Consider the following 14,622-nt stretch of genomic DNA (forward strand, 5'->3'; position numbering starts at 1 on the left):
TTTCCTCCCGCCCTCATGGAAAAATCTCCCGCCGAAGACCCCAGCAAGGCTGGCAAACCAGAACAGCAAACAGCTGAAACCAACGTGCCGAAGAGCGGAGAGCGGCCTGACCAAGGGGCAGCTCCCACCAACGACCACTACCGCCCCGATCCGCAGCACAGCCGGGACCAAACCAATATTCCTGCTCCAGACGTGGCCAACGCCAAATATCATCACCCTATTCTGGCGCAGCCGCCGGAAGCGCTGACGGGCCTGAAGCTGGAAGAGCGCGCTACCGTGGCCGCAGGCATCACGGCCGTAATAAAGTCCATGGAGTTTAGCTGGAGCGAAGGCGGCCTGGCGCGCGGCACCAAAGGCCTGCTGAACATGAATCAGAAGGACGGTTTCGACTGCTCTTCCTGCGCCTGGCCCGACCCCGACGACCACCGCTCCGTGGCCGAATTCTGTGAGAATGGCGCCAAGGCTACTGCCTCCGATGCCGACGACAAAGCCGCCGGCCCCGAGTTCTTTGCCCGCCACAGTCTGGCTGAGCTTTCCCGCATGACCGACCGGGACCAGAACAACGCCGGCCGCCTCACGCACCCTATGGTGAAGTGCCCCGGCGACAACCACTACAAGCCCATTGAGTGGCCCGCCGCCTTCCAGCTCATTGCTGACCACCTGAATGCGCTGGCCTCGCCCCACGAAGCCCTGTTCTACACTTCGGGCAAGGTGCCCAACGAGCCGGCCTTCCTGTTTCAGCTCTTCGCCAAGCAATTCGGCACCAACAACCTGCCCGACTGCTCCAACATGTGCCACGAGAGCAGCGGCGCGGCCCTCAGCCCCACGCTGGGCCTGGGGAAAGGCTCCGTCACGCTGAATGATATTTATGATGCCGATGTCATTCTGGTGATTGGCCAGAACCCCGGCACCAACCACCCGCGCATGCTTACGGCCCTGCAGAAGGCCAAGCGCAACGGGGCCAAAATCATCAGCGTGAACCCCCTGATTGAAGCCGGCCTCAACCACTTCAAAAACCCCCAGGATTTTATGAACCCACTGCGGGCCCTGGGGGCGCTGATGGGCGACGGCACCCAGATTACCGACCTGTTTTTGCAGGTGCGGGTAGATGGCGACATGGCCCTGCTGCGCGGCATCATGAAGCACCTGTTTGAGGCTGAAGACCTGAACCCCGGGCAGGTGGTAGACCGTGCCTTTGTGGCCAAGTACACCACCGGGTTTGAGAGCTTTGAGCAGAACATTCGGAATACTTCCTGGGACGATATTGAGGAGTTGAGTGGCATTTCGCGGGCGCAGCTGCTGGAGGCTGCCAATATGCTGGCCACCAGGCAAAAGATTATCACCTGCTGGGCCATGGGCGTTACCCAGCAGCGCCAGGGCGTGCAGACCATCCAGGAAATCGTGAACCTGCACCTGATGAAGGGCGCCATTGGCATACCCGGTGCGGGTACCTGCCCGGTGCGCGGCCACTCCAACGTGCAGGGCGACCGGACCATGGGTATCTGGGAGCAGCCCACCAAAGAGTTTCAGGATACCCTGGGCAAGGAGTTCAACTTCACCCCGCCTTATGAACACGGCTACGATACGGTAGAGGCCATTAAGGCTATGTACAAGGGCAAGACCAAAGTGTATTTCGGGCTGGGCGGCAACCTGCTGGCCGCTGGCCCCGATACCGAGGTTATTGCCGAAGGCATGCGCAAGCAAAAGCTGACCGTGTTTGTGGGTACCAAGCTCAACCGCGGCCACCTCATCACCGGCGAAACCAGCTTGCTGCTGCCCTGCTTCACGCACCTGGATATCGACATGCAGAAATCGGGGCACCAGATGACCTCCTGCGAGAATTCTATGGGCGTGGTGAGCCAGAACAAAGGCGTGCTGGTACCGCTGGACGGCCAGATGATGAGCGAAGTGGCCATCATCAGCGGCGTGGCCATTGCCACCCTGGGCAACCGCACCAATATTGCCGACTGGGTAGCCATGACGGAGAACTACGACGTCATCCGCGACCATATCGCCCGCGTGATTCCCGGCTTCGAGAACTTCAATGAGAAGCTGCGCCGCCCCGGCGGTTTCTACCTGCCCAACGGCCCCCGGGAGCGGAAGTTTACCACCAAGAACGGCATGGCCAACTTCACCACCACCGAGCTGGAAAAGTACCACCTGGAGCCCGACCAACTGGTGCTGATGACGGTGCGCAGCCACGACCAGTTCAACACCACCATCTACGAGTACAACGACCGGTACCGGGGCATTCATGGGGAGCGGCGCGTGCTGTTCATGAACCCGCAGGACATGGCCGACCGCGGCCTCCAAGCCAAGGACCTTATCGACATTACCAGCCACTTCAAAGGCGAGAAGCGCACCGTAGAGAAGTTTGTGGCCGTGCCGTACGATATTCCCAAGGGTAATGTATCGGCTTATTTCCCGGAGGCCAACCCGCTGGTGCCGGTGGCCAGCGTAGCCAAAGTCAGCAACACGCCCACCTCCAAATATGTGGTGGTAACGGTGGTGCCGGCTCATAAAACAGTAGGCGCGCCGGTGGAGGTACGCCTGGCAGCGGAGGCCTGATTTCCCCCTTCGTTAATGCCTTGGCGGCGCCCTGCTTTCTAAAGCGGGGTGCCGTTTTTTATAGCTGGGTTACCAGCTCGGGCGAGAATGAGTAAGCGTCACATCATCATGTGATTTACAAATACGAACACTTTCGTAGTATTGTGTCATCTGCTCAGTCACACCTCTTTTTCTCCCTCTGCTATGAAAACCCCCACGCTTTTTTTCCGTCTCCTGGCCAGCCTGCTCCTTGGCCTTGCCACGCTGGCAGCCTCAGCGGTGCCCCGCCCCGATTCGGTGGATGTATTTATGCGGCGTACTATGGCTGCTCAGCACATACCGGGTGCCGCCGTGGCTGTGATTAAAAACGGGAAGGTGCTCAAACAGGGCACTTACGGCCTGGCCAGTCTTACCTGGAAGCAGCCCGTAACGCCCCAAACTCCTTTTCAAATGGCTTCCGCCACTAAGCCGCTGACGGGCACGCTGCTGGCCGTACTGGTGCAGGAAGGCAAGCTAAAGCTGGATGAGCGCATTGGCACGTACCTGGATTCTATTCCGGCAGCCTGGCAAAGCATTACCGTGCGGGAACTGGCCGCGCACCAATCAGGCATCAAGCTGGTGCCGCTGGCAACCACGCGCAACAACGGCCATGCCTTGCGCACGGCTGCCGCGCTGTCCATGGCCTACGAGCCCGGCACGAAAGACTTTTACGTCAGCACCGATTATGCCGTACTGCAAGCCATCATCAGCCGCGTAACCGGACTTTCCTTTGAAGAAGCCTTGCGGCAAAAAGTGCTGGAGCCCCTGAAAATGCGCAACACGGCTTTCAATAACAGCCAGGATAATGACGTCATGCGCAGTGCTTCTATTATTCCGGGGGCCGCGGAGGTATACGCCTGGTCAAAGCAGGAGCAGCGCTACAGCATCAGCGACATGCGTTTTCCCGACTGGTTTTACGCTGCCGGCGGGCTCTACTCCTCCATTCAGGACCTGACCAACTGGACCGTGGCGCTTGATAAAAATACGCTGCTGACACCCGAAAACACGGCGCTGCTCTGGACGGCTAACCGCCTGCGTAACCAAACACCCACGCATTTCGGCCTGGGTTGGATTACGGAGGAATACCAGGGGCATCAGCTGGTAGGTCATAGTGGGGGCCCGGCTTTAGCGGATATTGTGCGCTTTGTGGATAAAGGCCAGGAGCCGCTCACCATAATTGTGCTCACCAATACCCGGGGAGGCTTTCCGCCCTATCTGGCCAAAGCCATTGCCCACTACTTTGTGCCTGGCCTACCCCAGGACCGGGCCGAGAACTATAAGTAAAAAAGGCCTGTAGCCATGGCCCTGAAAACAGCAAACCCGCTGGTCGTTTTGGTGCCGGCGGGTTTGCTGTTTTCAGGGCTACTTGCTCCGCTAGAAAGGATACCCAATAGCCAGGTTCGGCACAAAGGCGCCGCCACCACTACCACCATATGGTACCCGCAGCGGGTAAGCCACATCAAGGCGAATTACAATAAACTGGATATCGACGCGGACGCCGGCCCCAGCGCCAATGGCTAGCTCATTCAGGAAGGAACCGGCCTTAAACTGGCCGCCCTTTCGCGTATCATCCTTGTTCACCAGCCACACGTTGCCGGCATCCATAAACAGCGCGCCTTTCACGTAGGGGAATAAATCCTGGCGATACTCCATGTTGGCTTCCAGCCGAATGTCGCCTACCTGGTCGTAGAAGCGGGAGGCCACATCGGTGTTGGTGGGGCGGTAGCTGCCGGGGCCCACCTCCCGCGGGGCAAACGCCCGCACACTGTTGGGTCCTCCCACGCCATACTGCTTCAGGTAGGGCATCACCTCGGAGTTGCCATAAGGCAGGCCCAGGCCTACCAGCAGGCGGGTGGCAATTTTGTTGCCACTGGTAGGGTCCTGCGTAATGCGGTAGTAGTTGCGGAATTCCAGATCTACCTTCGAGTACTGTGAGAATTCCTGACCCACTATCTCATACAAGCCTTTTTCATTGGTGCTGGCGCCGGATAGCTTGCTGATGGCGCTGGCCAGGTTGCCGGCTGTTTCCACATTGCCGGTGAAGTAAACCTGGTTGCGGCGGCGCTCATACACCTGGGTGTTGTAGGTATAGCGGTAGGAAGAAGCCGGGATAAACTGCTGCCGGAAGGAGTTGGCCAGGAAAGGCCGCTGGGCCAGCAAGGCATCAAACTCAGGGGTGGTCTTGGCCAGCCGGATATACTGCAGGTCAATGGGGCGCAGCTCCTGCTCGTTGGTAATTTTGGTTTTCCAGCTATAGCCGTAGTTCAGATTAAAGAAATCTTCCTGGAAAAACTCCCGCCGCTCCACATATCGGTAGCCCGCGCCAAAGGAGGTGCGGGGCTGAAAGTCGGAGTTAGACAGGCGCGGATCCAGGAAGGGCAGCTTTGGCGTGATAAGGCGCGGTACCAGCAGCTGCGAGTTCACACCCAGCTCATAAGAAGTCAGGCCCAGTACCGGGCCGGTAGTGCCTTCCACGCCGGTGTTGCTGCTGCCACCGCCCTGGCGGGTTTCAAAAGAGCCTACCAGGCTAATCAGCAGCTGTTCGGCACCACGCAGGGCAGAGCGGTTGCGGTACTGCGCCGTGAAGCCCGGCCCCGTAAAGCCATTGGTTTTAGTGATGAGCTGCACCTCGGCCCGCAACGACTTCTTCTTTAGCTGGGTCATGCGTACCGAGGTATTCAGGAAGCCATAGCCGGCCGAGTCAGGCTTTTGGCGCGCCTCCCGCACCCGGATATCCACAAATTTGAAGGTGCCCAGGCTCATCAGGCGGCTCAGCGTCTGGTCCTGGCGGCGGCGGCGGTACAGGCTGTCGGGGTACATAAACACCGCGCCCGTAATAGCCTTGGCCTTAAAGATCTTCTCATCGGGTACATAACGATACTTCTTGTAGATGATGGGCCGTATCGATTCGGTGGTGTCGGTGAGGCCGTAGCGGGTGTTCAGCGTTATGCGGTTGAACACGTAGGGCTGGGCGGCCCGGTCCGGAATAGTGCCTTTCACGCGCAGGTACACGTCTACCTGGTTGTGCTGGGTGCTGTCTACCTCATACAGAATATAGTCGGGGTTGAAGTAATAATACCCGTTCTGCTTAAGTAGGTCATCAATGCGGGAGCGTTCCGTAATGAGCGTGTTGAGGTTGTACGGCTCACCCACTTTCAGCAGAGAGCCGGCCTGGGTCTTGCGGATATCATTATCCAGCAGCGTGTCGCGCTCGGGAAAATGAATGGACTTAATTAGGTAGGGCCGCTGCACCGTAGCCGAGTAGTCAATAGTAGCTGTGCGGCCTTTTACGTTGGGTTTGGTTTGCACCCGCGGGCTCTCAAAGTAGCCGTTGTTGTAGAGGCGGTTGGTCATCAGCCCCTTCACCTTTTGAGTGTCTACCTGGCTGAGCAAGACCGGAGCCTCGCCATATTTTTCGGCCAGGAAATGCCCAATACCCTTGCTTTTTCCCTCGCCCATGTGCCAGAAGTAGAGCTTGGGCCGCATGCCCAGAATAGAGGCGTTGGGCTTGGGCGTGATAACGGCTTCCAGTTCAGTCTGAATCTGGGCCTTGCGTGGGATGGAGTACGGAGAGCTCAGCTTTACCGTGCTGCCGGTGTAAAGCTTGTCGTTTTCGGAGATGAACCGGGTGCCGCTGCACGCCGCCAGAAACAGCAGCGCTATGGCCAGCACCGGGCTTCGCATGGCTTTCATCAGCCGCATTTCTGTCATCTTGGTTTTCATCACTGACATCTGCGGTCTTAGTTCAGGGCGTTGTTCTTGAGGGTATCCTGGGCGGAGGCTTTCTCAGCCCGACGGGCGCGGCGGTCCGTGCGTACGGCTTGCTTCACCTCGGGAGCAATCTTAGTAAACAGCTCCTGGGTATTGTTGAAGTCGCGCTGGAAAATGAGGGACATACCGGTCCGGATAAACTGGCCGTCAATGTCCTCGTAGGCATTGTTGCGGAAAGCGCGCAGGCGCAGGCGTCCGTCAGGCAGCACATTGTATTCAATGCTCACGTCGCCGGCAAACTGACTGGCTGCGGAAGTACCGCCGGCGGCCTGGTTAGCCCCGCCCGCCAGGGGAACATCGGTGCCCAGGCGCACCGAGAGCCGGTCGTTAAACAGCTGGCGGCGCACGGCCACGTTCAGGTCGGTCTGGTTGTACTGCTGGCCCGTACCCGATACGGCCGCGTACGAATCTACGCCCAGCTCCAGGCCCAGGCCCGCCAGGTATTCGCCGGTCAGGCTGTTGAGCTGGTCGGTCAGTACCTGACTGGCCGAGCCGCGCAGCTGGTTGCTAACTATCCCACCAGGAGCGGCAGTGCTCTTCAGCGGGTTTTCGGCAATGAAGCGGTTGAGCGCCAGCAGGGCAAATACCTGCTTGTTCAGCTCGTTCTGCTCGCTGGGCTGACGCAGCTGCTCCAGCTTGGCCCGCACTGGTGCCGCTACCGGGCTAATGGTGTTTTCCGGCAGACGAATATCAAAGCCGATAGTGGGTTTAAGCAGCTCATCAGTCACTTTCAGCAGCACCTCAAACGGTAGGCGGTTGCGCGAGAGGTTGCTGATTTCGGCACTTTCCGTGTCCAGCTGATTGGCAATCAAATCGGCGGCTACGGCGCGCACCTTGTAAATAGCCGTTACGTTCACCTGGGCATTGTAGGGGTCGCCGGTCCAGAGGATAAAGGACCCCGGATCGATGTCGAATTTACGTTCAGCCAGATCATAGAGCGACATTTCGTACTGGCCCTCAGTTACACCCAGGCGGCCGGTCAGACTCTGCGGGCCGCGCTCATCCAGCACTGCATCCAGGGTGCCTTCGCCCCGCACCCGCAGGTTGTCGCCGGCGGCTTCATCAATTACAATGGTGAAAGGTGTGCGGTCGGTTACGGTTACGTTGGCCTGCACATCATAGCCTGTCGGTACCTCGGCGCTGTCCAGGTCTATTACCTGTGCCAGCGCCGAGTCAAGCTTGGGCGCATCCTTGTCCACAAACACCACAATGCCTTCGCGCTGCACTTCCACCGGGTCTTCGGTGGGTACCACCACGGTCAGGTCAGAGCCATCGGCCACGGTAGCGCGGGTGCGCACGGCCGGCCGGTTTAGCACGCCCGTCACGCGGGAGTCAGAGTCCACGAAGAGCGTGCCGTAGTACAGCGGGTTGTCGCTGCGCTTGCTTTGCACCGCCAGGAAATTGTTGGTTACAGCCGTGAGGTTGAGACGGTACTGACTTACCTGGGCCAGGCTGCGCCCCGGAATAATGTAGCCGTTGATGATGGCCTTGCTGCCCAGAGAATCCAGAATAGCGAAATCATCGAAGCGCAGACCCCGGTCATCAATAACGAGTTCCTCCCCGGAAATACGGTAAGGTGCCCCCAGCTGCGAAAGGGTAAAGCCCGCCTCGCGGAAGCGCACGGTACCCCGCAGCTGCGGCAACGCCGTAGTGCCCCGGATGGTAAGGTCGCCCGTCAGCGCGCCGCTGGTTTCCCGGATCTGACCGAGGGAAAAGGGCTCTACTGTTTTCAGGTTCAGCTGGGCAATATTGGCGTCGATATTAACCGCACCGCTGGCCTCATAATAGCCCTGCATCCGCACATCGTTGCCGTCCTGGCTGGTGAGCTGGGCCGTAACGTCGTAGCGGTTGGCCACGTTGTTCACGGCTTGGGCGCGCACATCTCCCAGGATGTATTTATTGTAAGCCAGTTGGGTCAGGGTGAGGTCGGCGGTGAAAGCCTGCCCGGTGCGGCCCAGGTTGTAGGCCACAGCCTGCCCGTTCAGGGTACCGCCAATCAGGGAGTCCTGCAGGCCGGCGGCGCGGCCCAGGGCATAGAGGTCGAAGTTGCCGATTTGTACCTGCAGCGGGTTGCGGGCGCCCGGCAGGGTTTGCAGGGCCAGGAAACGGTCGGCGGCACCCTCGTTGCGGCTTAGGCGCACGTTCTGAGCTTCTATGTTGCCGGTAGCCGGCGTGTAGCGCAGGTAGTTATTAGGCCCCACCACCCATTGTTTGCGGTCTACTGAAAGCTGCGGGGCAAAGCTGAACTGGTAAGTTTTAGCCCCGTTGAGCACCTGCAGCACGCCGCCTAAGCTCAGCCGCTCCGCCGAGTCCGATTCGGCAATGCGCAGGCGCGTGCCAATCTGGTTGTTGGCAATGCTGCCGGTAAGCGAGGGGTTGGGTACCCGCAGCGTAGTATCCTGCCGGATCTGGTCGAGGGCTATTGAGTAGTCCAGCTTCTGCGCATCGGACCCCACGCGTACTTTCAGGGAGTCGAAAGAAGTGCCCAGGTAGCGCATATAGGCCACATCAGAGCGCACCGTAAGGTCGGCGGCGCGGCTGTTATAGCTGCCGGAGGCGGAAAAAGGCGAAATGCGCGTGAGGCCGGATACGAATTTAGGCAACAGCTGCGCCCCCGATTTGGGCACCTGCACTTCAAAGGTAAAGTTGCGGGCTACGGAGGAAGCACGGTATTGCACATCCGGCAAATCAAAGTACCGGTCAATATGCCGCTGCAGCTCCGTGCCCATGTCGCCGAGGCGCGTGTTGCCGCGCACGGTAGCCTGCAAGATGCTGGAAGTAAAATCAAGCTCTGTACGGCCTGGCACCTGCAGAATGCGCGCATTCACGGAGTCCAGCGGAATAGCCTGATTATTGGACACAACTACAATGTTATTGCCGACCAGAGTGCCATTCAGCGTATTCAAATCAGACCCCGACAGGTTGGCGTCCAAATCACCCTGTACCCGTAAATCACCACCGGAGTAAAAGCCCAGCGCCGTGAGGTTCAGGCTTTTGACATTGCCGCTGAAAGCGTAGCGCGGCGCATTGGGGTTGCGTAGGTCCACCGTGCCTTTGATGGCGAAGGCCGCATTGGCGTCGCCGGTGCTGCGCGCATCAATGGCGTACTGCTGTCCCGTAATGCCCACCGTAGCGTCGATGTTACGGTAGGTATAGTCGCCGTAGCGGGCGCGGTCGAGTTTGGCTACCAGCTGGCCGCGCATGGTAGCAGGTTCCAGGCCGGCCCCGGAGTAGGTGCCCCGGCCGGTTACCGCCCCAATATCGGGCTGTTTGAGCAGACGGCCGAGCTGAAAGTTCTGGAAGGTGAAGCGGGCGTTTACCGGCTCGCGCCCGGCGGGGCCGGGGCGTAGGTTAGCCGCAATAGTGGCGCCGCCATAAGAGGTATTGGCCCGTAGGTTCAGGGCCAGGTCGTTGGCGGTAGGCCGGCCCCGTACGGTGCCGCTCAGCGTGGCGCGCTCCGGCAGCTCAATCACATCCTGCGGAATCAGGCCTGCGGGCAGCAGGTCGTTGATGTCCCGCTTAGTAGTCGTGAGCTGCCGAATGTTGAGGTCCGTGTACAGCCGGCCATCGGTATTAGGCAAACCCCGAATGCGGCCATCGGCGCGCACCACGGTGTTGCGCAACCCTACAATTTCTACGTTGTTGAGCGCGAAGTTATCCAGGCGCCCATTCACCCGGCCATTCAGCAGCACTGACTGGTTGGGGCCGCTGGTAAAGGGCTTTTCCGTGATGAGGTCGGGGGCCAGATACAGGATGTCGCGGAACCCCAGGCGCGTGTTGCGCAGGTCGGCCTCCATGCGCATTTTGCCAATTAGCCTGGAGTCGGCCAACATACCTAAAGAGTCGAACCCAATGGCCAGCGTGCGGCGGATGCGGGTGTGCGGCGTCATCAGGTCGAGATTATCCAAGCGAATCTGCACCGAGTCGTAGACCACATCCGCCGCCGCGCGGTCTACCCGGAAGCCGCTTTGCTCGCGCCCGCGCAGCAGATCAATTCGGCCGGTAGTGCGGTTGTTGGTATACACCAGGTTGCGGGTGCGCAGGGCCAGGGAATCAAACAGCATATGGTTGTAGTCCATGGCCGGCAGGCGGGTGCGCTGACGCTTTTCATCCACGTTATCAAAGGCAAACCGCAGCCCGCTGATATCTGACTCTTTCAACGAAATGCGCCAGCTGGTAGGTGCGCCCGTGGTTTGCGCCACAGCCGAATCCAGCTTCTGCACCGTTTCCACGGGGTTAATCACGCGCTGCTCTACCGGCACGTTCTCATTTTGGGCAAACGCCACCTCCGAGTTACGCAGCGTCAAGGAGTTCAGCGCAATGCGCTGCCGGAGCAGGTCAATATTATCGGCTGTTACCTCGGCCTGCCCGATGCGGGTTTTGATGTACTGGCCCGAGGGGTTGTTGCGGTAATTCAGTGCCACGTTCTCCAGGGTGGCTTTCTCCAGCCCAAACGTGAGCGTAAGCGGTTCAGAAGGCGTGTCGGGTGGTACTTTGGTTTGCGTGATATCGAGGCTGGTGTTCTTCAGGGCGGCCGACTCTACGCGGTAAATGCTGCGGTCCACATCTACTTCGTTCATGGCCACGGCTGCGTCACCCACGCGGGTACGCACGTTCAGTCCATCTACCTGGTCTTGGTAGGTGAGGTAGATGTTCTGCAGATGCGCGTCGCCGATATCGTACTTAAAGCCACCGGTAGAGTCGGCGGGCGTTACGGTAGTAGTGTCGCCGGTGGCAAAGGCCGCCAGAATGTAGTCGAAATTATAGGTGGAATCGGGCTCAGTGCGGGCAATGTGCACGGTACCGTCCGTCAGCTCCAGGGAGCTGATGTTGATTTCGGATTTCGTAAGAGCCCACAGGTCCAGGCCCACGGCCAGCTTGCCTACCGAAACCAGTGTATCGCCTTTCTGGTCTTCCAGATACACGCCATCCAGCGCCAGGCCATGCCGCCAGTCAGTGCGGAACTTCTCAATCCGGACTTCAGTGCCAATTTTATTCTGCAGATAACCCGCTGCCTTGCGGGCCGCATAGTCCTGCACAGCGGGAAACTGCAGGGCCACCACCAGCCCAATAACGAGCAGCAAGACCAGGGCTAGCAACCCCAGCACGGCGTATAAAGCGCGGCGAGCGGACGTGGGTAGAGAGTTGATAACAGAGCAGGGTTAGAGTTCTTCCCTCCCAACGAAAAAAGGAGCATCCGGGTTAGTTTTAGTAGATTTCCAGTAAAAAACCCGGCAGTAATCCGGCATTTTTCGTAGCCTGATTCCAGTAGTTCCCACCTGTTTCAAGCCCGCGGTCTGTTATCTTTCGGCCGCATTCTGCTTCCTCCATTATGATTATACGGTTTACTCTCCCTTTCCGCACTGAATGGGGCCAGCGCTTTGTGGTGTGCGGCAACCTGCCTGAGCTGGGCGCCTGGCAAGCCGACCAGGGCTTGTCGCTTCATTACCAGCCCGATACCGGCCTCTGGGCCCAGGAGGTAACCGTGCCCGATGGCGAGCTGAACCTGGAATACAAGTATTTGCTGGTAGATGAGCGCGACGGCGGCGCTCAGTGGGAGTGGGGCCCCAACCGCCAGGAACAGGTAGCCGCCCAGCAGTTTGAGCGGGTGGTACTGGAGGATTACTGGCGTGCCCCGGCTCAGCCGGAAAACGAGCTGTTTACGGCGGCCTTCACCCGCGCTCTTATGCGCCACGAGCCCACCGCTGCCCCGCGCCCCAGTGCCCGCCTCGCCGACTCCGTAGTACGCTTTCAGCTGCCCGCCCCGCGCGTGGATACCAACCACCAGCTCTGCGTGCTGGGCTCCGACCACGCCCTGGGCACCTGGGAAGAGCGCAAAGCCGTGGTGCTTTCCGACCGGGGCTTTCCCACCTGGTGCGCCGATGTAGCCCTGGAAGATTCCACCCGGCCGGTGTATTACAAGTATGGCATCTGGGACGCGGCGCAGAAGAAAATTGTGCACCTGGAAGGCGGCGAAAACCGGGTGCTGCTGCCTCCGGCAGAACGACGTACTCTACGCATCCGCCACGATGAAAGCTTCCGCTACCCCAACGGACCCTGGCGTGGAGCCGGCGTGGCCCTGCCCGTGTTTGCCTTGCGCAGCCGCCACGGCCTGGGCGTAGGCGAGTTCACCGACATTCAATTGCTGGTAGACTGGGCCAAGCAAACCGGCCTGAAGATGGTGCAGATTCTGCCCATCAACGATACCACGGCCACGCACACCTGGGTTGATTCCTATCCCTACGCCGCCATTTCAGTGTTTGCGCTGCACCCGCTCTACCTCAACCTCGACAGCATTGCCCCCCTGGCCGATGCCGGACAGAAGGGCGAGCTGGATAAGCTGCGCACCGAGCTCAACGCTCTGGACCACGTGGCTTACGAGCCCGTGATGAACGCCAAGTGGAAGTTTGCCCGCCTGCTCTACCAGCAGGAAAAAGAAGCTTTCCTGGCAGATACCGATTTTCAACACTTTCTGGAAGAGCAGAAAAGCTGGCTGGTGCCCTACGCAGCCTTCTCTGCCTGGCGCGACCGTTTCGGGACGGCCGATTTTACCCAGTGGCCCGAGGAGTTCCGCACCCCGCCTTCCTTCCATCAGATTATTGACTTCGACAGCGCCGAGTTTGACGAGTACGGCCTGCACCTTTTCACGCAGTTCCACTTAGATAAGCAGCTGCGTGCGGCCGTGGAATACGCCCGCTACCACGGGGTAGTATTCAAAGGCGACCTGCCCATTGGCATTTACCGTCACTCCGTAGATGCCTGGACCCAGCCCGAGCTCTACCACATGGACCGGCAGGCCGGCGCCCCACCAGACGACTTCTCGGTAACCGGCCAGAACTGGCGCTTTCCTACCTACAACTGGGAGCGGATGGCGCAGGACGGCTACGCCTGGTGGCGCCAGCGCCTCACGCACCTTTCGCGCTACTTCGATGCCCTGCGCATTGACCACATTCTGGGCTTTTTCCGCATCTGGGAAATTCAGGGTGACTCCGTGGAAGGCCTGTTGGGGCGGTTTGCGCCGGCCCTGCCCCTGCACCGCGACGAAGTGCGCGACCGGCTGGGCTGGTTCGACTACCGCCGCCTCTGTGAGCCTTACATTCGCTGGCACATGCTGCGCGACATCTTTGGCCAGGATGCCGAGGCCGTGCGTCACGAGTTTCTGGAAGATGCCGGCTACGAGGCCTTCCGCCTGCGGGAGGAAGTACGCACGCAGCGCCACATTGAAGCCGTATTTGAGCACAAGCTGCGGCAGGAGCCCGGCAATGCTGACCACCTGCGCCACATCCGGGACGGGCTTTACAAGCTGGTAAACGAAGTGCTGTTTCTGGAAGAGCAGGGCACTTACGGCCAGTACCTACACCCGCGTATCACGCTGCAGCATACTTATTCCTATAAGGAGCTGGATGAGGAAACCCGCCAGCGCGTGTGGGATTTATACGTTGATTTCTTCTACCGTCGCCACGAGGAGTTCTGGCGCCGGCAGGGCCTGATTAAGCTGCCCGCCGTGCGCTACGCCACCGATATGCTCATCTGTGGTGAGGACCTGGGCATGGTGCCGGAGTCGGTGCCGGGGGTGATGAAGCAGCTGGGTATTCTGGGCCTGAACATTCAGCGTATGCCCGCCGACCCCAAAACCGAGTTTGGCCATCCCGCCGCGGCTCCTTACCTATCCGTGGTAAGCCCCGGCTCCCACGACATGAGTACCGTGCGCGGCTGGTGGGAGGAAGACCGGGAGAAAACCCTGCGCTTCTTTCAGCAGATTCTGGGCCATTGGGGCGAGCAGGCACCCTTCTACTGCGAGCCATGGGTAGCCCGCGAAATTTTGGTGCAGCACCTGTTCTCGCCCGCCATGTGGGCCATTTTTCCCATTCAGGATTTGCTGGCTATAGATGGGCAGCTGCGCCGGCAGAACCCCCAGGACGAGCAGATTAATGTGCCCGCCAACCCGCAGCACTTCTGGAAATACCGCCTGCACTTGCCGCTGGAAGAGCTACTGACCGCCGAAGAGTTCAACCACACGATGCACGAGCTGGTAGCGCAAAGCGGCCGGGATAGTGTGTACTAAGCCCGTCGAAAAAACACTTTGCCAAAATGCCGCCGGCTCAGGAGCCGGCGGCATTTTGTTTTATAACTATTCAAGTGGGAGAATTTGCTGTGAGTTTACAAGCAGCTTATCGAATGGAATTAACAAAGTCAACAATAGAGGCAATAGAGAATAGAGCACCAATGCATATCGCCTGTTCCACTTATACAGCAAAAAAGCCG

Annotated in this window: 5 protein-coding genes; 3 read left to right on the forward strand and 2 right to left on the reverse strand. The window is 59.3% G+C overall.

From position 1 onward, the window contains the following. Nucleotides 1-15: 15 nt before the first annotated feature. Together Q4G72_RS02495 and Q4G72_RS02500 are read left to right on the forward strand one after the other, a co-directional pair. Entirely contained in the window at nt 16-2,568 is a 2,553-nt protein-coding gene (locus Q4G72_RS02495; RefSeq protein WP_303309857.1) for an FdhF/YdeP family oxidoreductase, read from the forward strand. Between the two features lie 183 nt (nt 2,569-2,751). Next, nucleotides 2,752-3,870, forward strand: coding sequence for a serine hydrolase domain-containing protein (locus Q4G72_RS02500; protein ID WP_303309858.1), 1,119 nt, complete (start codon nt 2,752-2,754; stop codon nt 3,868-3,870). A 90-nt stretch (nt 3,871-3,960) separates the two neighbouring features. Here Q4G72_RS02500 and tamL read toward each other — a convergent pair whose 3' ends face one another. Both tamL and Q4G72_RS02510 read right to left on the reverse strand, forming a co-directional pair. Next, the gene (gene tamL / locus Q4G72_RS02505; RefSeq protein WP_303309859.1) at nt 3,961-6,309 is read right to left on the reverse strand and encodes a translocation and assembly module lipoprotein TamL; all 2,349 of its coding nucleotides are present in this window, start codon (nt 6,307-6,309) and stop codon (nt 3,961-3,963) included. Between the two features lie 17 nt (nt 6,310-6,326). Further along, a complete protein-coding gene (locus tag Q4G72_RS02510) occupies nt 6,327-11,465 on the reverse strand; it encodes a translocation/assembly module TamB domain-containing protein (protein ID WP_303309860.1) in 5,139 nt (1,712 codons plus the stop codon). A gap of 224 nt (nt 11,466-11,689) precedes the next feature. On the opposite strand from Q4G72_RS02510, the gene Q4G72_RS02515 reads away from it, so the two are divergent. Next, entirely contained in the window at nt 11,690-14,422 is a 2,733-nt protein-coding gene (locus Q4G72_RS02515; protein ID WP_303309861.1) for a 4-alpha-glucanotransferase, read from the forward strand. Nucleotides 14,423-14,622 lie beyond the last annotated feature (200 nt).

The sequence above is a fragment of the Hymenobacter sp. BT730 genome (assembly GCF_030542105.1).
Taxonomy (GTDB): Bacteria; Bacteroidota; Bacteroidia; order Cytophagales; family Hymenobacteraceae; genus Hymenobacter.